The sequence below is a fragment of the Bacillus sp. LH1 genome, assembly GCF_057924895.1.
In genome coordinates, this window is sequence record NZ_CM175007.1 from 434,061 (window position 1) to 455,464 (window position 21,404).

Here is a 21,404-nt window from a genome sequence, read left to right on the forward strand (position 1 = left end):
GGATAGGGTTGGTCTTGGCCAATGCTTTTACATTGGCTTTTTTTTATTCTCGAACATATTGAGAAACATTTTCAAACAAAATATCCATATATTTTGTTTTTTTGTTTGTGTTGATTAAGGAAGGTGGATATTAATGAAAAAATATTGGCATAAGTTATCGTTCCTTCAAAAGAACGTCTTATTAACCGTATTAGTTATTTTGACACTTGTTGGAAGTATGGGTGCATTAAGTTTCAATATGTTTCAAAATAGTATGATGTCTTTATTTGAAAGGCAGTCTATTGAAACAGGAGAAATAGTATTGAAAAAACTGGATGTAGAATTAGTTAGAGACATGGCGAAAGATCCTACAGCCGAAAAAGTGAAAAAAGAAAAGTTAACAGAGAAATTAGATGAAGTATCAAAAGAATTGAAAAGCGTTGGACAAACGTATGTTACAGGAGCAAAGCCGAATGAAAAGCGAGAATTACAACTCGTTGGTTTGACTACAGAGTTAACAAATGCGTTTCCTATAAAGCCGGGAGATTATTATGAACAACCCGCTCATTGGATGAAGGCATACGATAAAGTGATTGATACGAAAAAGGCTCAAATGACAGAAGTATATGAAGATGAAATAGGTTCGTGGGTGACAATATTAGAACCAATTACAGATGGAGAAAACAATATTATTGCAATTGTTGCCGCTGACTTAGATGCTTCCATTGTTCCTATTACAAAAGAGAAGTTTATGATACAGGGTTTACTCTTTATCATTATTTCATTAGCAATTGCGACTATTACTCAATTCTTTATCGTGCGTCACTCGCTAGCTCCATTAAAAGATTTACGAGAAGGGTTACGTAAAATTGGTGAAGGTGACTTGAGTATTAAATTAAAAGAAAGACCAGATGATATTGGAATTATTAATGTTTATTTCAATAACACGATTGAAAAGTTTAAAGGGATTATAGATAAAGTAAGGCAAACAGCTGAGCAAGTTTCTTCTTCTTCACAAGAATTGTCGGCGAGTACAGAGGAAAACAGCATGGCAGTTCAAGAGATTGCAAGTTCTATTGAAGGTTTAAGAGTAGGGGCACAGTCTCAAAAAACTTCAGTACAACAATGTTTAGGGATTGTACATGGAATGGAAGATAAGGTAGAAGAGATAACTGGGGCTGCGAAACAAGTTGCGGTTGCTTCTGAAGGTATGGAGCAACATTCAATTGAAGGTAATGAAGTGATTGGACAAATTATTAATCAAATGAGTTTAATTCAAAATGCAGTACAAGATTTATCTTCCATCATTTATTCGTTAGAAACAAGGTCAAAAGAAATTAGTGATATCGTAACTGTAATTACAGGTATTTCAAATCAAACAAATTTATTAGCTTTAAATGCTTCTATTGAGGCTTCACGTGCTGGAGCAGCTGGAAGAGGGTTTGCAGTTGTTGCTGATGAAGTACGAAAATTAGCAGAACAAACTGAAGCGTCTGCAAAAGATATAGCGAAATTAATTGGTGAAACACAAGCTGAGACAGAAGATGCTGTAGTTTCCATGCAAAAAGGTTCAAAAGAAGTAGAAACTGGAATTTCACTTGTTCAAAGTAGTGGAGATTTCTTCGAAAAAATCTCCAAATCAGCGCAATCTGTTACAGATCAAGTAAAAGCTGTTTCGGGTAATTCGAGTGATATTTTACAAAATAGCCAGAATATCGTTCAAGTCGTAAATGAATTATCACATATTGCAAATACTTATGCCAACAGCAGTAGTAATGTTGAAGAAAGCATGAAAGAGCAAGAAATATCAGTACAAGATATTGCAGAATTAGCGACTTCTTTAAGTTGGCTCTCTCAGGAATTACAAGAGCTTATTGGTGAGTTTAAAAGCGAATAAGGAGAAAGTTCAATTCTAATCAAGGGGGTATCTCCGCTACTGATTATGAATTGAACGAATCTGCCCTTTAATAAGGGATAAAAAAGGTGTGAATTTTCACACCTTTATTATATTTAAGAGAGGAATTTACATAAATATGAAATTAGCAATTTCTTATAGTGAGATGGTAAAAGAATTTTTAGGAAAAGTAGAAGGAAGTATTAAAATACCTAAAGATGTGCAAGGAACAGAACTTAGGATAAAAAGGAAAACGGAACTGTTTTCAAATTTGACTCACATTGTAGATTTAATAGGAGCGACTGCAACGTGGTTATATCATATTTCTAAAGAAAAACATATTGTCGTGCTTTATCATGTAAGAGGAAGTTTATTTCCGATTACTATTGAAGTTTCTAATTTTCTCTCCTATGAAAGTTTAAATTTACAAATTGAAGAGCAACTGGAGCAAATTAAAGAAATGAATGAGGAAGAAATAGAAGAGTTTCAAAACGGTAATACGTTATATGAAATGTCACCTATTATTATTGGTGAAACATATTATGAGCTAAAAGACACGAATACATTACAATTTGTATTTAGTAAAAATATGCAAAGTGTAGAAATAATATTTAATAGTGTTAATTGGAAAGAGACAACAATTACTCGTTATGCACAACAAATACAAGGTGTTTTAATTAATAAATCACAAAATAATAATAATCATATAAATAATTTTAATGTTATTACAGAGGCCGAGATGGCACTTTATAGTCAAGTGAATGATACGACAGCAGTATATCCTGAGAAAAGTATCGTCGATATGTTCTATAATACTGTTACTCAATTTCCAAATCGTATAGCTTTATCTTCAAGGGAAGGTACTTTAACTTATGAGGAGCTAAATAAAAAAAGTAATCAAATAGCTCATATGTTAATTAAAAACGGCGTCCAATTAGGAGACTATGTTGGAATATTTATGAAACGTAGCATAGACACAGTAGTAAGTATGGTAGCTATATTAAAAGCTGGTGCAGCGTATGTTCCGATTGATCCAGATTATCCGGAAAGTAGAATACAGTACATTATTCAAGATAGCCAAGCGAAAGTTATATTGATGAAAGAGACGCCTATAACATGTGATGGGGTTCAAACAGTTTCAATGTATGATAGTGAAACTTATGAAGATACAGATGTAAAGTTGTCTATTCATTATGATGATGTAGCTTATATGATTTATACATCTGGTTCAACAGGGAATCCAAAGGGAACGATGTTAGCTCATAGAGGCGTTGTTAATCTGTATACTTGGATGAAAAAGCAATATGAATTGACAGAAGAGGATGTATTTGCCCAATTTCCTTCATTTAGTTTCGATGCTTCTGTATGGGAGTCATTTGCTTCTTTATTCTGTGGAGGAAACTTATATGTACTATTAGAGGAAGAGCGATTGTCTGTAGAAGCATTTGCAAATGCAATCTATAAAGTGAAAGCAACTTCAATCTTGGCATTAGCAACAATTTTTGTTCGACAAGTAGCAACTTATTTAGCAGAAGAAGATATATATAAGCTAGCTTCCCTAAAAAGAATTGCGATTGGCGGTGAAATGTTGCCTGTAGAGGTTATTAAATTGTGGAGAGAAAGAATAGGTACAAATGTTGAAATTCATAATGTATACGGACCGACAGAATGTACTGTAGTGACGACAACCTATAAAATACCTAGTCAGTTAAATGAGGATGTTGCGAGTATTCCCATTGGTAAACCATGTGCTAATTATCAAGTTATGATTTTGGATGAGAATATGAATCTTTGTCCAATTGGTGTACCTGGTGAATTATATATAGATTCAGTGGGATTAGCAAAAGGGTATTTTAATAAGCCTAATAAAACAATTGAAGCTTTTATTCCGAACCCTTTTAATCCTATAGTTAATATATATAAAACAGGTGATATCGTTAAGTTGCTAGAGGATGGAAATATAGAGTTTTTACATCGGAAAGATGATCAAGTAAAAATTAGAGGACATCGTATTGAACTAGGCGAAATCCAAAGTAAAATTTCTCAAAATCATAATATAAAAGAAAATGCTGTTTTTGCTAAGAAGAGTAAGGAAGGTAGCCAATATTTAATCGCGTTCTATACAACTTTAAATAAAAAAGAAATACCAGAATTAGTTTATCAGTTACAAGAGCAATTACCAGATTATATGGTGCCATCTAAACTAATTTATATTAATGAATTACCACTTACACCTAATAAAAAGATTGATGTTAAGAAGTTAGCTCAGTTAGAAGAAAAGTATGAACCGGTTCGGCTACAAGAATATGTTGCACCTTCTAATAAAGCAGAAAAACAAATAGCGAACGCCTGGGCGGAAGTATTAGGAATTTCAAAAGTTGGAGTGCATGATGATTTCTTTACAATTGGTGGACATTCATTAAAAGTATTACGAGTCTTAACATTGTTAAAAGAAGATTTCTCACATTTAACAATTCAAGATTTCTTTAAAGAAAGAACGATATATGGATTAGCTCGAATTGAGCGAGAAGTAAAAGTAGAGAAAGAAGAAGTATTTCGTGAATATAAAGTGATTCACGAACCAGATACTATCACGTATGCAAACGTTTTGGAAGAAAACCAGATTTCAAATGTCTTTTTAACAGGAGCTACTGGTTATTTAGGATCACACATATTATATGAATTGTTGAGAGATACATCTGCTACTATTTATTGTTTAGTAAGACCAACTAAAGATGTGCAGCAAAGAATTATAGATACATTAACAGGCTACTTTAATGATATATGTGAAGAATGGTTACAGCGTATACAGGCCGTAGCTGGTGATCTTGGAGAAGAGTATCTTGGGATGAGCGAAGAAGAATTTATGTTCATCAGTTCTAAGATGGATACGATAATTCATTGCGGTGCAGATGTAAGACATTTTGGAGATGTAAAACAATTTGAAAATATAAATGTCCAAGGAACTAGCCGTATGCTAACATTAGCGGAGAAAGGTGCTACATTCCATTTTATTTCTACAATTGGTATCCCGTTAGAATTAGCGGTAGATCAATGGGATACATACATGAAAACTGGTGATTTTAATTACAGTGTAGACTTAGAGAATGTATATTCAAATAGTAAACTACAAGCGGAAAACATTGTTCGTGAAGCAATGAAAAATGGTTTGCGTGGAAATATTTATCGTGCAGGTAATTTAGCATGTCATTCAGAAACAGGTTCGTTCCAACAAAATATTGAAGGAAACGCATTTTATCGTCTTATTAAAACAATGCTATTAATTGGGAAAGCACCAAATGTGAAGTGGAAAGTTGATTTCACACCAATTGATTTTGCTAGTAAATCAATTGTATCGTATTTGCAAGATGCGCAAATTATAGGAGAGACGTTACATATTTGTCATCCACATCAAATTGAGTTTGAACAATTTATACAGCTAATTGGAGAGTGTGGATACAATCTTGAAATGGTTCCACTTTCAGAATATGTAAATACCGGACTTGCATTAGCGAAGGGAAATGAAGTAATAGCAGAGTTAATTGCTTCTCAAGTTGCAGGAGATGGAGCGCAGCAATCTGAAATTGTAATGGGTACGCGTAGAACGAATAAATGGATTAAGAAAAAAGAATTGATAGTACCAGCAATTAATAAAGAATTTATTCAGCAGTTATTAGCTCATGGTGAAAAAGTTGGTTATTTTCCAAAAATAATGAAATGATTATGCATGCTTTTGTTTGTTCAATAAAATAAATCATGCTACAATGAAAACGAATTAAGGACCGGGGAGCCAATTGGCTGAGAGGATGTAAGTAAACATCGACCCTCAACCTGATCTGGATAATGCCAGCGTAGGGAGTTACTTAAAGTGATGTAGCATATGTTATTCTGTAATAACTTGCATACAAGGCTTTCCTACGCAGTAGGAAAGCCTTTTCTTATTTTTGAAATTTATTTTTATAAGGGGGATTTTATTATGTCACAACAAGTTACAATGTCATTTTCAGTAGTACCACAAGCAAAAACGAAAGATGTATATTCTGTTGTCGATAAAGCAATTGAAGTTGTGCAACAATCGGGAGTTCGTTATGAAGTAGGGGCAATGGAAACAACTTTGGAAGGAGAATTAGATGTACTTCTTGATGTCGTTAAACGTGCGCAACAAGCTTGCGTCGATGCTGGAGCAGAAGAAGTGATTACTTCTATTAAAATCCATTATCGTCCAAGCACTGGTGTAACGATAGATGAAAAGGTTTGGAAGTACCGTGATGAATATGCAAAACCAGAAGCAATCTAAACTTATTACAACTATTTGGCTTATCCTTCTCATTGCGATATGGGAAGGATCTGTTTCATTATTTAAAATCGAACCGTGGATTTTACCAAAGCCTTCTGCCATTGTTCAAGAATTAATTGGGATGAAAGATTTACTATTACCAAATACGATGCAAACACTGCAGGAAGTTATAATTGGACTATTCTTTGCAATTTTATTGGGGACGAGCATCGCAATTATTATGGACGTTATACCGTTATTTCGTATTTTAATAAATCCATTGCTCGTTATTTCGCAAACAATTCCAATTGTTGTACTTGCACCGCTATTTATTATTTGGTTTGGATATGGGATGTTGCCGAAAGTAATGGTCGTAATACTCGTTTGTTTCTTCCCAATTGCGCTTAGTATTTTAGAAGGTTTTCAAACAGTAGATAAAAACATGTTGAAACTGTTACAAACAATGAAGGCGACAAAATGGCAAGTTTACCAGAAAGTAAAATTTCCAGCAGTGCTTCCATACTTTTTCTCAGGTTTAAAAATTGCAGTTACATATAGCGTAATGGGGGCAATTATCGGAGAATGGCTCGGTGCAAGTGAAGGATTAGGCGTTATGCTTACGAGGGCTACAAAATCCTTTTTGACTGCCCGAGTATTTGGTGTTGCAGCAATCATCGTTATGGTGACATTATGCCTGTATTTTATCGTAGAGTTTATGGCAAGAATAACAGCACCATGGATATATAGAAAGGACGGCAGAAAATGAAAAAAGGTTTGAAAGTTATGTTAGCTGCCTTAGTAGCGGTAGGTGTGGCTGGATGTAATCCGGCGAAGAAAGAAGAAAGTGCAAGTAAAGATCAAAAAGTAAAAGTAGTATTAGATTGGTTTCCAAATACGAATCATACTGGCTTGTATGTAGCGCAAACGAAAGATTATTACAAAAAGCAAGGATTAGATGTAGAAATTATTCAACCAGGTGACAATGTAACAGCAGAGCAAATGATAGCATCAGGAAAAGCAGACTTCGCAATAAGCGCACAAGAAAATGTAACGTTAGCTCGTGTGGAAGGAATTCCTGTTGTATCTGTAGGAGCGATTATTCAGCATAACACTTCAGCGTTTGCATCGCTTAAGAAAGATAATATGACGTCACCGAAAGATTTTGAAGGTAAACGTTACGGCGGCTGGGGAGGACCAGCGGAAGAAGCGACATTAAAGACGATTATGGATAAACATCAAGCTGATTTTAATAAAGTTGAAAAAATCATCTTAGGACAAACAGATTTCTTTAAATCAATCGGTCGTGATGCAGATTTCGAATGGATTTATTACGGTTGGGATGGTATTGAAGCGAAGCGCCAAGGAAAAGAGTTAAATACGATTATGGTGAAGGACTTAGATCCAGCGCTTGATTTCTATAGTCCTGTTATTATTACGAGTGAAAAACATACGAAGCAAGATAAAGACTTTGTGAAAAAGTTTATGAGTGCAACGACAGAAGGTTATAATTTTGCAATTAAGGAACCGAAAGAGGCTGCTGATATTTTAATTAAAGCTGTTCCAGATGTAAATAAAGATTTAGTTCAAGAAAGCCAAAAATGGTTAAGTACGAAGTATCAAGATGATGCTAAAGCATGGGGAGTACAGAAGGAAGAAATTTGGACGAATTACATGAATTTCTTATATGACAACAAAGTTATTAAAAAGAAAATCGATGTAAAAGATGCTTTTACAAATGAATTCCTTCCAAGTGAAAAATGAGCGGATTACAAATAAAAAATATAGTGAAATCTTTTGACGGAAAGAATGTATTAGAGAATATTAGTGCCTCTATACAAGAGGGAGAGTTTGTTTCCTTTGTAGGACCAAGTGGTTGCGGGAAAAGCACATTATTAAACATGATTGCAAATGTTGAAAAACCAACAAGCGGGAACGTAACGTATAACGATAAGCAAGTACAAGAGCAAGATGTTGTTAGTTATATGCCACAACAAGATTTATTACTACCGTGGCGATCAGCTTTGCAAAATATCGTTCTTCCGTTAGAAATTGAAGGAAAGCCGAAAAAACAAAGGCTGACAGAAGGAATGGAAGCATTAAAGCAGTTCCAACTAGATGAATATGCAGACCATTATCCAGATGAATTATCTGGTGGTATGCGTCAAAGAATTAGTTTTCTGCGCACATATTTATGTGAAAAGCCAATTATGCTGCTGGATGAGCCTTTTGGTAAATTAGATGCATTTACAAAAATGGAAGTACATAGCTGGCTTTTAAACTCTTGGCATCAAGAAAAGCAAACAATCGTTATGGTGACACATGACTTAGATGAGGCAATCTTGCTTTCAGATCGCGTATTTATTTTATCTCAAAGACCAGCGTCAATAGTTGGCGAGGTACAAGTGAAATTACCTAGGCCGAGAACGATGGATATGTTAACATCACTCGAATTAAAAAAGGATAAAGAAGAGATTTTAAGTGTGTTAGCTCCTTATATGAAAAAATAGAAAAAGCTGATGTTTTAATTTTAGACGAACCGACTAATCATTTGGATGTAGAAACTAAGATGGCTTTACAGGAAGCGTTACAACAATACAAAGGAACGGTTTTAATTGTCTCACATGAACCTTCTTTCTATGAATCGTGGATAACAAAAGTATGGAATATAGAAGATTGGAATACTGAACAATATGAATAAAGAAAAGGCATTAGCTTTTAGGAGCTAATGCCTTTTCTTTGTGATTAACATGATTTTCGAGAACTCTTACATGAGAATTGTATGAAGAAGCACTCTTATGGTGCGCTTATAAGCGTGCTTTTTCTTTTGTTATATTTATAATACGAAAGCCTTTCCCTAACAGGTGACTATCTTTCTTTATATATATAGATAGTTCAAAATGGAATGAAAATAATTCCTTTATGTAAAGGATAATATGGATATTATAGGAAGACAATAGAAATTAAAGGAAATTCATGTAAAATTCAAATGAACTTCATATAAACTTCATATTAGAAATTAAATATAATTATAATAGGTTATTATGATATTTTTGATTTTTCGTAAAATTAAAAGTTTGAATTTAGGAGGTATTGCTCAAACCTAAATTCAAACTTTAGTGAATTAATTAATGGATATTACGTCTAGTTTTCGCTAATGACGGTATTTAAAAGTTCGGCAGGATTACCTGTTCCTGCACCGCCAATTGTAATAGATCCACCAGGAGGAATTTCACCATTCCATCCTGCGTTCGTAATTACATAATGATTATTTGTTTTACTACTAATTTTAGAATCCCAAACTTGTGTTAAATTACCGCTATAATCAAATTCTAATTTCCAATTTTTAATAGGAGTCGTTCCATTATTTTTGATTATAATCGAGAAGTTATAACCGCTGCCCCAATTCGAAGTGACTGAAAATGTAGCAGTACCATTTCCATCAGGAGGTGTCGTATTAGCTTCATCCGTTTTGACAGTAAGAGCGGTAGGTTGTGATTTATTTCCAGCAGCATCTTTGGCAATTATTGAAAATGTGTATTCCGTATTAGGTTTTAAGTTTTTAATTGTAATGCTATTTGTTGTTGTACTCCATTTCTCTTCTCCAGCAGTAATTTCATATTCCATAACTCCTACGTTATCAGTAGATGCAGTCCAGTTTAATTGAACTGAGTTTGAATTTTTATTCGTAACTACAACGTTTTTAACATTCGTTGGTGGCTCAGTATCTTTTTGACTAATAGGTCCACCAAGTAATTCTTTTACTAGCGTATCAAGTAATTTTGGACCACTGCAACTATATTTTGGACTTGTACGGCAATCTCCGCTTAGTTCCCAAAACATTGCTCCACTTAAACCTTTCGTCTTTATATAGTCTGTTTTGTATTTCATAGATTCATTGTCATCGTAGCTAATAAATGTGCCTGTAGTTGCATTATATAAATAAGGTACTTTAGCTGTGTCATTCCAGTAGCGTACAAAACCATTTTTATTAACGTAATTGGCTGCTAAATCACCGTAATCATACACACCTGTGTCACCGGTAGAATAATCATCCCAAGTACCTTTAGAAGCAAGTTTCCCATCACTACCTGGTTTGCAAGGTTGATATTGTCCGTTATTTTCTTTGCCACAACTTTTCCAGCCACGTCCGTAAAAGGGTACGCCTAATACTAGTTTATCGACTGGAACACCTTCATTTGTATAAACATTTATAGCACCATCTACGTAAAAATTCGTATTTGCTGCTGGGTCATTTGGATCCTTATATAGAGCTGCATTATGATTAGAAGTAGCTTCCCATCCGCCGTGGAAATCATATGTCATAATATTAATCCAATCGAGTATTTGAGAAATTTTCTTTAGCTCTGTATGATCAGCGTAGCGTTGGCTTGCGCCTGAAGCGATTGTTAGTAAATATTGTTTGCCATCTTCAGCACCTGCTTTATTCAAAGCATTTCGGACATCTTGAAGAAGGAGAGTGAAATTTTGTTTATCTTCAGGACGATAACTACCACCAGGAATCGTTTCAACGCCCGGATATTCCCAGTCTAAATCTACGCCATCAAACCCATATGCGCGAAGAAAAGCTACTGTAGATTCAGCAAATACTTTTCTTGTTTTTTCATCAGCGGCCATATCAGAAAAGCGGTTAGACCAAGTCCAGCCACCAACGGAAATAATTGTTTTTAAGTGAGGATATTTAGCTTTTAATCGTTTTAGTTCCCCGAAATTTCCGCAACGGGCATATTTATCGCAATCTTCCCAAGTTGTCCCTGAGCCAGGATACGATTTGGTAACATCAGCCCATGGTTCACCGAGTACGAGAGTACCATTAGGAACCTCTTTATTTTGCAATGGTACACCAGATTCTTTACAGTTCCACGTTTGTTTATTTGGATTATCAGGATGAGTAGAAGGGTTTCCATGTTTTCCATTCCAACAAATATCCGCGAAAGCATAGTTAAGGTGAGTAAGCTTTGATGCATCAATGTCAGCAACTTGATAATTACGTCCGTAAACGCCCCACGAAGGAAAGTACCCAACAATTTTTTGACTTTGCTTTGGTGAATCTGCTAATGCGAGATTTGGAGTAATAAAATTTGTGAGAAAAAGAGGTAAGAAAAGTAGTAGAGATAGTAATAGCAGTGTGAATTTTTGAGACCTCATAGCCATTTCTCCTTTCAAAATAAAAGATATATTTAAAGGCATACGCCAATAAACCAAAATGAATCTAGACGTATGAAACATCTAGATAAAATGATCAGACATCACGAAGTCTATACAAGGGAGCTGGGGGTGATTAAATCGTAACAAATGTAAGATTTAGTGTAAACGCTTTATTAAGTTGAAAAAGACTTTCTCAATACAAAAAGGCTTGAATACAAACTATATATGAAAACTAAAGATTGGTATGGGAAGAAAAAGCTCATTATAAATAAATTTGAGAAAAAATTGTATGGAGCCAATTATTAAAGACGTAGAAAGATCAGGAAATATCATGTAAAATAATAGTAAAAATATGTAAAGGAGGGAATAGTGTGGATGTGTTTTTGAACATTGCTGAAGAAAAAATTCGACAAGCAATACGGAATGGTGATCTTGATTATCTTCCGGGAAAAGGAAAACCACTACAATTAGAAGATCTTTCAATGGTACCTCCAGAACTTAGAATGAGTTATAAAATTTAAAAAAATGCGGGAATGATTCCACCAGAAATGGAACTACAAAAAGATATATTAAAAATAGAGGATCTAATTGCTTGCTGTTATGATGAAGAAGAGAGAAAGAAATTACGAGAAGAGTTTACAGCAAAAACTCTTCGTTTTCAGCAGGTAATGGAAAAGAGAAAGATTAAAGATAGTTCAGCTTTTCGTATGTATCAAGGCAAATTATTTCGTAAATTACGCTAAGAGGGATAAGATGACTACATTTAAAACGATAGAAGAATTAGCGACCTATATCGAAGAACAACAATTGGTACTTCTGTTTATTAAAACGGAAAATTGTGGTGTTTGTGATGTTATGCTAAGAAAAGTAAATTGCGTATTAGAGAATTATGATTACGTAGAGAAAATAGAGATATTACTACAAGACATGCAAGAGATTGCGGGGCGATATGGAGTATTTACAGGGCCAACAATTTTATTATTTCATAATGGAAAAGAAATTCTTCGTGAATCACGCTTCATTTCACTTGAAAATCTAGAGAGAATCATTCAATTATTCGAGGAATAGGGGAGGCTTTTATATGGGATTTATTATTGTCATACTATTATTTGTTGTAGTTGGAATAATCGTAACAGCAGTTCGATCGAACAAAAAGAAGGTGAACTTGGCGAAACAAAATAACATACATAATTCATCTAACAGCTCATCACCATTATTTTTCTTTGCTGGATCGGATAATGATAGCTCGCATGATGGCGGTTCACATGATTGTGGAGGCTCTTTTGGGGGAGATAGCGGAGGAAGCTGCGGTGGCGGTGGGGATTGATGAAAATGCGCCTTATATAGGCGTATTTCTTTTTAAACAAACGTTTGATTAGTCGGCTTACATATACATAAACACAGTTAAACAAACGTTTGATTAATATTTTTAACATACTAAGGGGAATGGAAATGAAAAGGGAACCGAAAGTGAAAAATAAGGGGAAAGTAGTGTTATTTTTATTAGCTGCGGGAGGCGTATTTCTTGTTAAATTAGCATTTAAATTTGGAACAATACATATGATTCGAACTTGGTTTGAAAGTACGTTTTCTTAAATAAGGAATATAGCCTCTTGCGATAGAGGTTTTTGATTTGTTATTATTAGACTGAACGGTCGGTTTAAAGAGGTGTGAATATGAGAAGAAGCGCAGAAGAGATAAAGAAAGAAATTGCATACAAAGCAGAAAGTCTATTTTCACAGAAGGGCTACGCAGCTACATCTATGGAAGAGATTTGTGAAATTACAGAGCGAAGTAAAGGAAGTATTTATTATCACTTTAAAAGTAAAGAAGAATTATTTTTATTTGTAGTGAAACAGCATACGTATGATTGGCTTGAAAAATGGAATGAAAAAGAGAAGTTGTATAGCACTAGTACTGAAAAACTATATGGTCTCGCGGAATATCATGTAGAGGACATACAGCAACCAATTTCAAATGCCATAGAGGAATTCTCTATGAGTCAAGTTGTAAGTAAAGAGATTTTGGAGGAACTATTAGCTTTAACTAGAGAATCATATGTTATGTTTGAGAAATTAATTGAAGCAGGTATACAGTCTGGAGAGTTCCGTGAAGATAATACTCGTGATCTTATGTATATTGTGAATGGATTATTATCAGGGCTTGGAGTACTTTACTACGAGCTAGATTATAAAGAGTTGAAGCGTATTTATAAAAAGGCAATAGATGTATTGTTAAAAGGAATGGCAGCTGAATAATAGGTCAGTTGCTTTTCTTACAAAATAAATTAGACTGAACGGTCGGTTTGTGAAAGGGGAATGAAAATGAACGCTTTATTTAAAAACCGAGCATTTATGCTCGTTATGGCGTCTGATATTTTACAACAATTTGCAATTTGGATCAGAAATATGGCTCTTTTGTATTTTATAATGGAGCGAACGAATAATGATCCGGTTTCTGTTTCTTTGTTATCAGTTATGGAATATGCACCTATTTTTATTTTCTCGTTTATCGGTGGTGCGCTAGCTGATCGCTGGAATCCGAAAAGAACAATGGTCACTGGAGATGTGTTGAGTGTACTGTCTATTATAGGAATTGTCCTGTTGTTAAAGCTGGATTATTGGCAGGCTATATTTTTTGCAACACTCATTTCCGCGATTGTAGGTCAGTTTTCTCAGCCCTCATCTTCGCGTATATTTAAGCGCTATGTAAAAGAAGAACAGGTAGCAAATGCGATTGCATTTAACCAAACATTACAGTCATTATTTCTAATTTTTGGACCAGTGGTAGGATCGCTTGTGTATACACAACTTGGTTTATTTACGTCACTATATAGCTTAATCATTTTATTTTTGTTATCTGCTATCGCCCTTTCATTTTTACCAAAATGGGTTGAAAAAGAGCAAGTGGCGAGAGATTCATTAAAAAATGATATAAAAGAAGGTTGGAAGTATGTTCTTCATACGAAAAATTTACGTATGATTACGATCACTTTCACCATTATAGGCTTAGCTGTTGGATTAACAACTCCATTAGAGGTGTTTCTTGTAATAGAACGCCTTGGAATGGAAAAGGAAGCAGTTCAATATTTAGCTGCAGCTGATGGAATAGGTATGTTAATTGGTGGTATTGTTGCTGCAATTTTCGCTTCAAAAGTGAATCCGAAAAAAATGTTTGTATTCGGTATGGGCATATTAGCAATGTCATTTTTAGTAGAAGGGCTATCTACATCATTTTGGATTACTAGTTTCATGAGGTTTGGAACAGGTATTTGTTTAGCTTGTGTTAATATTGTTGTCGGTACGCTTATGATTCAACTTGTACCAGAAAATATGGTTGGAAGAGTAAATGGGACGATTTTACCACTGTTTATGGGGGCAATGCTAATTGGAACTTCACTAGCTGGAGGATTAAAGGAACTAACTTCACTAGTTACTGTGTTTTGTATAGCAATGGCACTTATTTTATTAGCGATAGGGCCAGTTCTACGTATGCAAATAAAAAAAGAAGATGTTGCTAATAAAGAGGCACTAACAAATTCGTTAGCTTCGAAATAACTATTGTAAGGGAGCAATATTGCTCCCTTTTTCTTTGAGGAACTTTTGACAACTATATGAGCCAATTATATACTGATGTTGTAAAAACGATTTTACAGGTTAGGAGCAATGGTGTGAAAAATCAAATCTATGAATTACGCACTGAAAATAATATTTCACAAGGCGCATTAGCTGATAAATGTAAGGTTTCTAGACAAACGATAAATGCAATTGAGAATAATAAATATGATCCAAGTTTAGCGTTAGCATTCCGTTTAGCTGAAGTATTAGGAACAACTGTTGATAAATTATTTTTGTACAAGCAGTAGAGTCGTTCATTATAAGTCGCACCTTTAAAAATAAAAAAGATCCTCTTCTTATGAGAAGAGGATCTTTTCTTATAGCGTTTTAGTCTTTGGACTAGGTGGTGTAACGGATGTATTATTTTCTGGAACTCTAGTTAGTAAGAATCCTCCGATAATAAACAGAACAATAATACTAAGAACACCAGCGTTTGTTTTTCCTGTTAATTGGGTTGTAACACCGACTAATACCGGACCCATAATTGCGGCAAACTTGCCAAATATATTATAAAATCCGAAGAATTCATTAGCAGATTCTTTAGGTACTAGTTTTGCAAAGTATGAACGACTTAGTGCTTGAATACCACCTTGAGATGTAGCAACTAACATTGCTAAAATCCAAAAATCAAGTGTCGTTTTTAAAAAATAAGCATATGTGCAAATAATGATATAAATAATGATACCGACATATAACATTTTTTTACCAGTAAATGTTTCAGATAATTTTCCGTATAGTAAAGCAAATGGACAAGCGACAATTTGTGTTACAAATAATATGATTAATAGATTCGTTGCACTAATACCGAGATCGGTTCCGTAAGCGGTAGACATAGTAATAATTGTGTCGACTCCGTCAATATAGAAAAAGTAAGCGATTAGAAACATAAATACAGTTTTATATTCTTTAATATTTTTAAAAGTATCAGCAAGACGTTTGAAGCTCATTCTAATAGGTCTTGGATGACGCTCAATATAGTGTGTTTGCTCTACGTTTTTTAGCATTGGAATTGTAAATAATCCCCACCAAAGAGCTGTTATTGCAAAGGAAATTTGACTAGCAATGCCGACCGATAAGGGAATAGTTCCTTTTTGGGAAAGAATAATAAGAGCGATACAACCGATAAAAGGAATTGTACTCCCGATATAACCTAATGCAAATCCTCTTGTAGAAATTCGGTCCATTCTATCTTCAGAAGTGACGTCTACTAAAAATGCATCATAGAAAATATTTGCTCCAGCAAAGCCGATTAAGGCGAGCATATAGCACCCTAGCAATAAGTACCACTGAGAGGTTGGAACGACTGCTAACATACTTGTAAATACGATACCGAGTCCAAAGAAGAATGTGAAAAAACGTTTTTTAAATCCTTTATAATCAGCAACTGTGCCAAGAATAGGAGCAAGTATAGAAATTAAAAGTGTTGCGAATGAGTTTGCATATCCCCAATATGCTGTTGAAGTTGCCCCAGATAGTCCAGCTTCTTTTGCAGCTGCTTTAAAGTAAATTGGAAATAATGCAGTTGTAATGACGAGCGAGTATACGGAGTTCGCCCAATCGTATAATATCCAGCTTTTTTCTTGTCTGGACATTTTTTTCATATAATGTTCCCCCTTAAATTTGTTTTACTAACAGTGTACAAAAATAAAAATTATAAAAAGAGAAACAGTGATGAAATTTACATAACTTTTACATATATACACTGTTCTTTACAATTGGAGTAAATCCTCTACAATTGCTCCGTCTGTTTCACCTAAGTGTAAACCGAGTAGTCTAGCGATAGTTGGACCTTCATCAATAAGTCTCATATACGGGACGGTAACGCCACTTTTTATTCCTTTCCCAGCAGCGATAAAAATTGTTTCATAGTTAGGTTTTGTTGGAGAGTATCCATGCGTACCAAATGTATATTTTTTACTAGGCGTAACATCTTTTTCGGTAATTTCTTTTATAAAATCTCCTGTATAGTTTTCAGTGAAATAATACCCTTCTCGTGCTTCTAACATGAATAAACAATTACCGTCTGCACCGCAGTCTTTCGCAGCTTCATCATGAAGTATAAATTCAATTCCGTTTTGTTTATTTTGAAGTAGCTCTTCAAGGAGTAGTTGTACCTCCCGAATTGTATCCGTATCATTTTTGTCCTTTACATATACATAGGCAGAGCCGTCGCAACTTTGGCAATAGGCTTTCCAGTCTACTAATTTTCTTTTTTTATTAAGAGATATAAGTCCTCTTTGATGGAATAGCACATTTAATTGTATGGATTTGTTTTCACTTAAAGCGCTATGATCACCAAGGGCAATAATTGTACTTTCTTCGTATAAGTCACTTTCTTTTAGTGCTTGAATAATTTTCCCTAGACGTTCGTCGTGTCTCTGGATAGCAGCTATTGTTTCGTTAGATTCAAAGCCGTGATAGTGTCTTTGTGTGTCTAGATCGGTGAAATGTACGAACATGATATTAGGCTTTTTCGTCTGGATTGTATGCACAGCAGAGGCGAGGACGAAATCATCCAGCTCTGGTTGTGATAAACCATTTCTTATATAGCCGAAACGACGATTTAAATCTAATTGGTATAGTGGGCTACCGCTAAATAAGGAAACTAACACTTGATTTTGCCAAGGTCTATTTGGAAAAATTTCTGGTAAATTGTAATCGATGTTCGCTCTTCCAGTAACAGGCCATAGAAGGGCAGCTGTCGTTAAATTTGCTTTGCGCGCTTCATCATACAATGTTGTTCCTTTTATTGATTTTCGGTACCAATGCCAATCAGGTGATTCACGCCCTGGTTGAAGTAACGTATTGCTAACAACACCGTGCTTGTTAGGGTAATTACCGGTTACGATTGTTGAGTGGCTTGGATATGTTACAGAAGGATAAATTGGTTCTACTTTTTCGACAACCGTGCCCTTTTTTATTAGAGATTGGAAATGAGGTAGTTTTTGTAGTATAGGAAAATCTAAAGCTGATAAACAGTCGAATGATAAAATAATGACATGGTTTGTTAATGCTTTATCCATAAAGTTCCCTCCTGATTATATAAAACCTATTCTTATATATTACTATTAATACCTAGTAATAAAAATATATTTTTATGTGAAAATTTATTATTTATTTTCAGAAAAATTAAACATATAATTAAGTATAAGGGAATCTATGGAAGGAGGAAACACTATGGATTGGTTAGATGGATTTGGTATCTTTTACATCATTGGCGGAATCACGATTATCCTTGTATTTGCTATTTCATATTTACTAAAGAAACGGTTTCCAGACAAACAGTTCGATATTATATTTGCACTTAGTTTAATACTTCTTTGCTTAGCGTCCTTTCCCGTTACAATGATTGTTATTGGTGGGTGGGAAGGAATGGGATATGGATTTATTGGTTTCTTCGTCCTACTTGGTACACTTATCGGTATGATTGCACATCAACTTGTGAAAATTACGCGGAAAAGCTACGTATAAAACTGCAAAAAATGAAAAGAATATATAAAAATAAGAAAATTAGCTATTGTTTTAAAAAAGAATTTGTATTATGATAATCAACAAATTTATTTCGTTATAACGATGAAAAAGGACTAGTACATGTTCAACCTTTTTAGCAGAGAGAGAATCCGTCAGGCTGAAAGATTCTTAAAAAGGCAATATGGAACCTGCCTTTGAGTTCTGCATATGCAGCGGGAATTTCCCGTTATCAAAAAGAGAGCATGCGCAATTTTTGTGCATGAATCAGGGTGGTAACGCCGACAAAGCTCGGTCCCTATTTAGGGACGCGGGCTTTTTTGTATTTTCTAGAAGGAGGAAGACTGACTATGGCAAAAGAACAAGTGCAAGCCATTACGAAGATGGAAGAGGACTTTGCGCAGTGGTATACCGATATTGTAAAAAAAGCCGAACTTGTTGATTATTCAAGTGTAAAAGGATGCATGATTTTACGTCCGTATGGTTATGCCTTATGGGAGAATATGCAGAAGGTGATGGATGAGAAGTTAAAAGAAACTGGCCATGAAAATGTATATATGCCAATGTTTATCCCAGAGAGTTTATTGCAAAAAGAGAAGGATCATGTTGAAGGATTTGCTCCTGAAGTAGCATGGGTTACGCATGGTGGAGATGAAAAGTTAGCGGAAAGACTTTGTGTACGTCCTACATCTGAAACTTTATTCTGTGAGCACTTTTCAAAAATTGTGCAATCCTATAATGATTTGCCAAAGTTATATAATCAGTGGTGTTCAGTAGTTCGTTGGGAGAAGACAACTAGGCCGTTCCTTCGTACGACTGAATTTTTATGGCAAGAGGGTCATACAATCCATGAAACGGCAGAAGAATCGCAGGCTGAAACATTAAATATTTTAAACTTATATGCTTCTTTCTGTGAGGATTATTTAGCAATACCAGTTATTAAAGGACAAAAAACAGAAAAAGAGAAGTTTGCTGGAGCAAAGGCAACTTATACAATTGAAAGTTTAATGCATGATGGAAAAGCACTTCAAACAGGAACCTCTCATAACTTTGGGACGAATTTCTCAGAAGCATTTGATATTAAGTTTTTAGATCGTAACGGTAAGTGGCAATATGTGCACCAAACATCTTGGGGTGTATCAACAAGAATGATAGGCGGGCTAATAATGGTTCATAGTGATAATAATGGACTTGTAATGCCACCAAAAGTCGCTCCAGTGCAAGTTGTTATTGTACCAATTGCTCAGCATAAAGAAGGAGTTTTAGCAAAAGCAACAGAGTTACAAGCACATATTCAAAAGGTTGCACGAGTAAAAATAGATGCTAGTAATAAAACACCAGGCTGGAAATTTAATGAGTATGAAATGAAGGGGATTCCAATTCGATTAGAAGTTGGCCCTAAAGATATTGAAAAGAATCAAGTTGTACTTGTAAGAAGAGATACGAAGGAAAAAGAGTTTGTACCAATGGATCAATTAGAAGAACGTATTCCAGCATTACTTGAAGAAATTCATATTGCTTTATTTAATAAAGCAAAAGCATTTCGCGATGAGAATACGTATGTTGCGACAAATTTCGAAGAGATGAAAAAAATAGCTGATGAAAAGCAAGGCTTTATTAAGGCAATGTGGTGCGGGGAATTAGCTTGTGAAGAAAAACTAAAAGAAGAAGTTGGCGTATCTTCACGTTGTATGCCTTTTGAGCAAGAGCATTTAGCTGAAGAATGTATTTGTTGTGGTAAAGAAGCTAAACAAATGGTGTATTGGGGAAAAGCGTATTAATACTTTTTCTGATAGGTGATAAAAGGACTTTGGGCTGCATAATAAAATGTAATCCAAAGTCCTTTTTAATTTTATACAGTATTTCATGTACTTTTTAGATGGAAGGATGTTGTTCTTATTTTACGTTTTTACGACGAATAAACAGTAACATACCAATTAGGAATGTTGAAAGCCCCATTAAAATAGATATAGGGTAATGCGTTGCAGTATTAGGTAATTTATCACCTTGTTTTTTCGTATTATCTTTTACATTACCCCCTTGAGAACCGTTGCCCTCCTGAGAATTGCTATCGCCTTTAACACGATTGCCACCTTGAGAGCCATTACCCCCTTGAGAACTGCTATCACCTTTAACACGATTGCCGCCTTGAGAGCCATTGCCGCCAGAACCGTTACCACCAGAACCGTTACCGCCAGAACCATTGCCACCAGAGCCATTGCCGCCAGAACCGTTACCGCCAGAACCATTGCCACTAGAGCCGTTGCCGCCAGAACCATTGCCACCAGAACCGTTACCGCCAGAACCGTTACCGCCGGAACCATTACCGCCAGAACCGTTGTCACCAGAGCCACTGCCGCCAGAACCGTTGCCACCAGAACCATTGCCACCGGAACCGCTGCCGTCAGAGCCACTACCACCAGAACCGTTACCGCCAGAACCGTTGTCACCAGAGCCACTGTCGCCAGAGCCGTTGCCACCAGAACCATTGCCACCGGAACCGCTGCCGTCAGAGCCACTACCACCAGAACCGTTACCGCCAGAACCATTGCCACCAGAACCGTTACCGCCGGAACCGTTGTCACCAGAACCGTTACCGCCGGAACCATTGCCACCAGAGCCACTGCCACCAGAACCGTTACCGCCGGAACCATTGCCACCAGAACCGTTACCGCCAGAACCATTGTCACCAGAACCAGTATCGTCCTGAGAACCGTTATTTCCTGGAGGTATATTATTATCCTTTGAGTTTCCTTCTGCAAAATGATCGCTATTTTGTACAATGGCGTTTGTTAATGGTTGGAAATTTTCAGTTGTAGCATTACCGATATTTAAACCGCTAAAAAAAGATAAAGAGAGTGTTGATGCTAAAATGAAGATTTTCGTCATGGTTTTCCTCCTAAGAAATTAATGTTCCATCTAAAATACATCCCTTTGTAATATTTCTTAGGAAAAAGAGTTTTATGCAAAAAAAACTATATATAGAAAAAGGTGGTGTATTTGT

18 protein-coding genes, 2 pseudogenes, 1 riboswitch and 1 other annotated feature are annotated in these 21,404 nt (G+C 35.3%); of the genes and pseudogenes, 16 read left to right on the plus strand and 4 right to left on the minus strand.

What is annotated here, in order from left to right; genetic code table 11:
* Nucleotides 1-133: 133 nt before the first annotated feature.
* The 7 genes and pseudogenes from ACX9TM_RS02260 to ACX9TM_RS02290 all read left to right on the plus strand — a co-directional run.
* Nucleotides 134-1,876, plus strand: coding sequence for a methyl-accepting chemotaxis protein (locus ACX9TM_RS02260; protein WP_000761079.1), 1,743 nt, complete (start codon nucleotides 134-136; stop codon nucleotides 1,874-1,876).
* Nucleotides 1,877-2,012: 136 nt separating this feature from the next.
* Nucleotides 2,013-5,594, plus strand: coding sequence for a non-ribosomal peptide synthetase family protein (locus ACX9TM_RS02265; protein ID WP_065381867.1), 3,582 nt, complete (start codon nucleotides 2,013-2,015; stop codon nucleotides 5,592-5,594).
* 52 nt (nucleotides 5,595-5,646) lie between these two features.
* Nucleotides 5,647-5,748, plus strand: a riboswitch (TPP riboswitch).
* Nucleotides 5,749-5,849: 101 nt separating this feature from the next.
* Complete coding sequence (locus tag ACX9TM_RS02270; protein WP_000082906.1) at nucleotides 5,850-6,170, plus strand: MTH1187 family thiamine-binding protein; 321 nt, start codon at nucleotides 5,850-5,852, stop codon at nucleotides 6,168-6,170.
* Complete coding sequence (locus tag ACX9TM_RS02275; RefSeq protein ID WP_001057166.1) at nucleotides 6,142-6,915, plus strand: ABC transporter permease; 774 nt, start codon at nucleotides 6,142-6,144, stop codon at nucleotides 6,913-6,915. The genes ACX9TM_RS02270 and ACX9TM_RS02275 overlap by 29 nt, the downstream gene beginning before the upstream one ends.
* Entirely contained in the window at nucleotides 6,912-7,910 is a 999-nt protein-coding gene (locus tag ACX9TM_RS02280) for an ABC transporter substrate-binding protein (RefSeq protein ID WP_000715573.1), read from the plus strand. The genes ACX9TM_RS02275 and ACX9TM_RS02280 overlap by 4 nt, the downstream gene beginning before the upstream one ends.
* Complete coding sequence (locus ACX9TM_RS02285) at nucleotides 7,907-8,656, plus strand: ABC transporter ATP-binding protein (protein WP_000016088.1); 750 nt, start codon at nucleotides 7,907-7,909, stop codon at nucleotides 8,654-8,656. The genes ACX9TM_RS02280 and ACX9TM_RS02285 overlap by 4 nt, the downstream gene beginning before the upstream one ends.
* Nucleotides 8,653-8,847 (plus strand): annotated as a pseudogene (locus tag ACX9TM_RS02290) (P-loop NTPase family protein); the annotation flags it as partial. The gene ACX9TM_RS02285 and the pseudogene ACX9TM_RS02290, both read left to right, overlap by 4 nt.
* A gap of 443 nt (nucleotides 8,848-9,290) precedes the next feature.
* Here ACX9TM_RS02290 and ACX9TM_RS02295 read toward each other — a convergent pair.
* Nucleotides 9,291-11,315: a glycosyl hydrolase family 18 protein gene (locus ACX9TM_RS02295; protein WP_001257487.1), complete on the minus strand. Its 2,025-nt coding sequence runs from the start codon at nucleotides 11,313-11,315 to the stop codon at nucleotides 9,291-9,293.
* 371 nt (nucleotides 11,316-11,686) lie between these two features.
* Between ACX9TM_RS02295 and ACX9TM_RS02300 the strand changes: the two are divergent.
* The 7 genes and pseudogenes from ACX9TM_RS02300 to ACX9TM_RS02330 all read left to right on the plus strand — a co-directional run bounded on the left by ACX9TM_RS02300 (nucleotide 11,687) and on the right by ACX9TM_RS02330 (nucleotide 15,180).
* Nucleotides 11,687-12,058, plus strand: a pseudogene (locus ACX9TM_RS02300) (DnaJ family domain-containing protein).
* Between the two features lie 10 nt (nucleotides 12,059-12,068).
* Nucleotides 12,069-12,383 (plus strand): thioredoxin family protein, encoded by a 315-nt coding sequence (locus ACX9TM_RS02305; RefSeq protein WP_000206515.1) that lies wholly within the window; start codon nucleotides 12,069-12,071, stop codon nucleotides 12,381-12,383.
* Nucleotides 12,384-12,396: 13 nt separating this feature from the next.
* Nucleotides 12,397-12,642: a hypothetical protein gene (locus tag ACX9TM_RS02310; RefSeq protein WP_000505774.1), complete on the plus strand. Its 246-nt coding sequence runs from the start codon at nucleotides 12,397-12,399 to the stop codon at nucleotides 12,640-12,642.
* 125 nt (nucleotides 12,643-12,767) lie between these two features.
* The gene (locus ACX9TM_RS02315) at nucleotides 12,768-12,911 is read left to right on the plus strand and encodes a hypothetical protein (RefSeq protein WP_000817981.1); all 144 of its coding nucleotides are present in this window, start codon (nucleotides 12,768-12,770) and stop codon (nucleotides 12,909-12,911) included.
* Nucleotides 12,912-12,991: 80 nt separating this feature from the next.
* Nucleotides 12,992-13,573, plus strand: a complete 582-nt coding sequence (locus tag ACX9TM_RS02320; protein WP_001254439.1) for a TetR/AcrR family transcriptional regulator — start codon at nucleotides 12,992-12,994, stop codon at nucleotides 13,571-13,573.
* A gap of 66 nt (nucleotides 13,574-13,639) precedes the next feature.
* Nucleotides 13,640-14,872, plus strand: coding sequence for an MFS transporter (locus ACX9TM_RS02325; RefSeq protein ID WP_000992579.1), 1,233 nt, complete (start codon nucleotides 13,640-13,642; stop codon nucleotides 14,870-14,872).
* Nucleotides 14,873-14,928: 56 nt separating this feature from the next.
* Nucleotides 14,929-15,180 carry a helix-turn-helix transcriptional regulator gene (locus ACX9TM_RS02330; protein WP_002023181.1) on the plus strand — a complete coding sequence of 84 codons (252 nt, stop codon included), beginning with the start codon at nucleotides 14,929-14,931 and terminating at the stop codon, nucleotides 15,178-15,180.
* Nucleotides 15,181-15,249: 69 nt separating this feature from the next.
* Here ACX9TM_RS02330 and ACX9TM_RS02335 read toward each other — a convergent pair whose 3' ends face one another.
* Nucleotides 15,250-16,533, minus strand: a complete 1,284-nt coding sequence (locus tag ACX9TM_RS02335) for an MFS transporter (RefSeq protein WP_000738812.1) — start codon at nucleotides 16,531-16,533, stop codon at nucleotides 15,250-15,252.
* A gap of 108 nt (nucleotides 16,534-16,641) precedes the next feature.
* The gene (locus ACX9TM_RS02340) at nucleotides 16,642-17,955 is read right to left on the minus strand and encodes an alkaline phosphatase family protein (protein WP_065382295.1); all 1,314 of its coding nucleotides are present in this window, start codon (nucleotides 17,953-17,955) and stop codon (nucleotides 16,642-16,644) included.
* Between the two features lie 154 nt (nucleotides 17,956-18,109).
* Here ACX9TM_RS02340 and ACX9TM_RS02345 point away from each other — a divergent pair, with 154 nt between their 5' ends.
* On the plus strand, nucleotides 18,110-18,403 hold the full coding sequence (locus tag ACX9TM_RS02345) for a YesK-like family protein (RefSeq protein ID WP_000383850.1): 294 nt from the start codon (nucleotides 18,110-18,112) through the stop codon (nucleotides 18,401-18,403).
* 93 nt (nucleotides 18,404-18,496) lie between these two features.
* Nucleotides 18,497-18,703, plus strand: a binding site (T-box leader).
* A 47-nt stretch (nucleotides 18,704-18,750) separates the two neighbouring features.
* The gene (gene proS, locus ACX9TM_RS02350; RefSeq protein ID WP_001040977.1) at nucleotides 18,751-20,181 is read left to right on the plus strand and encodes a proline--tRNA ligase; all 1,431 of its coding nucleotides are present in this window, start codon (nucleotides 18,751-18,753) and stop codon (nucleotides 20,179-20,181) included.
* A 115-nt stretch (nucleotides 20,182-20,296) separates the two neighbouring features.
* Here proS and ACX9TM_RS02355 read toward each other — a convergent pair whose 3' ends face one another.
* Complete coding sequence (locus ACX9TM_RS02355; RefSeq protein WP_077393127.1) at nucleotides 20,297-21,289, minus strand: LPXTG cell wall anchor domain-containing protein; 993 nt, start codon at nucleotides 21,287-21,289, stop codon at nucleotides 20,297-20,299.
* Nucleotides 21,290-21,404 lie beyond the last annotated feature (115 nt).

What these genes read in the sequence shown, in the direction of transcription:
- ACX9TM_RS02285 (WP_000016088.1), top strand. Translation starts at nt 7,907, where the DNA reads ATGAGCGGATTACAAATAAAAAATATAGTGAAATCTTTTGACGGAAAG.
- ACX9TM_RS02265 (WP_065381867.1), top strand. Translation starts at nt 2,013, where the DNA reads ATGAAATTAGCAATTTCTTATAGTGAGATGGTAAAAGAATTTTTAGGA.
- ACX9TM_RS02260 (WP_000761079.1), top strand. Translation starts at nt 134, where the DNA reads ATGAAAAAATATTGGCATAAGTTATCGTTCCTTCAAAAGAACGTCTTA.
- ACX9TM_RS02270 (WP_000082906.1), top strand. Translation starts at nt 5,850, where the DNA reads ATGTCACAACAAGTTACAATGTCATTTTCAGTAGTACCACAAGCAAAA.
- ACX9TM_RS02275 (WP_001057166.1), top strand. Translation starts at nt 6,142, where the DNA reads ATGAATATGCAAAACCAGAAGCAATCTAAACTTATTACAACTATTTGG.
- ACX9TM_RS02280 (WP_000715573.1), top strand. Translation starts at nt 6,912, where the DNA reads ATGAAAAAAGGTTTGAAAGTTATGTTAGCTGCCTTAGTAGCGGTAGGT.
- ACX9TM_RS02355 (WP_077393127.1), bottom strand. Translation starts at nt 21,289, where the DNA reads ATGACGAAAATCTTCATTTTAGCATCAACACTCTCTTTATCTTTTTTT.
- ACX9TM_RS02295 (WP_001257487.1), bottom strand. Translation starts at nt 11,315, where the DNA reads ATGAGGTCTCAAAAATTCACACTGCTATTACTATCTCTACTACTTTTC.
- ACX9TM_RS02345 (WP_000383850.1), top strand. Translation starts at nt 18,110, where the DNA reads ATGGATTGGTTAGATGGATTTGGTATCTTTTACATCATTGGCGGAATC.
- ACX9TM_RS02305 (WP_000206515.1), top strand. Translation starts at nt 12,069, where the DNA reads ATGACTACATTTAAAACGATAGAAGAATTAGCGACCTATATCGAAGAA.
- ACX9TM_RS02310 (WP_000505774.1), top strand. Translation starts at nt 12,397, where the DNA reads ATGGGATTTATTATTGTCATACTATTATTTGTTGTAGTTGGAATAATC.
- ACX9TM_RS02340 (WP_065382295.1), bottom strand. Translation starts at nt 17,955, where the DNA reads ATGGATAAAGCATTAACAAACCATGTCATTATTTTATCATTCGACTGT.
- ACX9TM_RS02325 (WP_000992579.1), top strand. Translation starts at nt 13,640, where the DNA reads ATGAACGCTTTATTTAAAAACCGAGCATTTATGCTCGTTATGGCGTCT.
- ACX9TM_RS02320 (WP_001254439.1), top strand. Translation starts at nt 12,992, where the DNA reads ATGAGAAGAAGCGCAGAAGAGATAAAGAAAGAAATTGCATACAAAGCA.
- ACX9TM_RS02335 (WP_000738812.1), bottom strand. Translation starts at nt 16,533, where the DNA reads ATGAAAAAAATGTCCAGACAAGAAAAAAGCTGGATATTATACGATTGG.
- ACX9TM_RS02330 (WP_002023181.1), top strand. Translation starts at nt 14,929, where the DNA reads ATGAGCCAATTATATACTGATGTTGTAAAAACGATTTTACAGGTTAGG.
- ACX9TM_RS02315 (WP_000817981.1), top strand. Translation starts at nt 12,768, where the DNA reads ATGAAAAGGGAACCGAAAGTGAAAAATAAGGGGAAAGTAGTGTTATTT.
- proS (WP_001040977.1), top strand. Translation starts at nt 18,751, where the DNA reads ATGGCAAAAGAACAAGTGCAAGCCATTACGAAGATGGAAGAGGACTTT.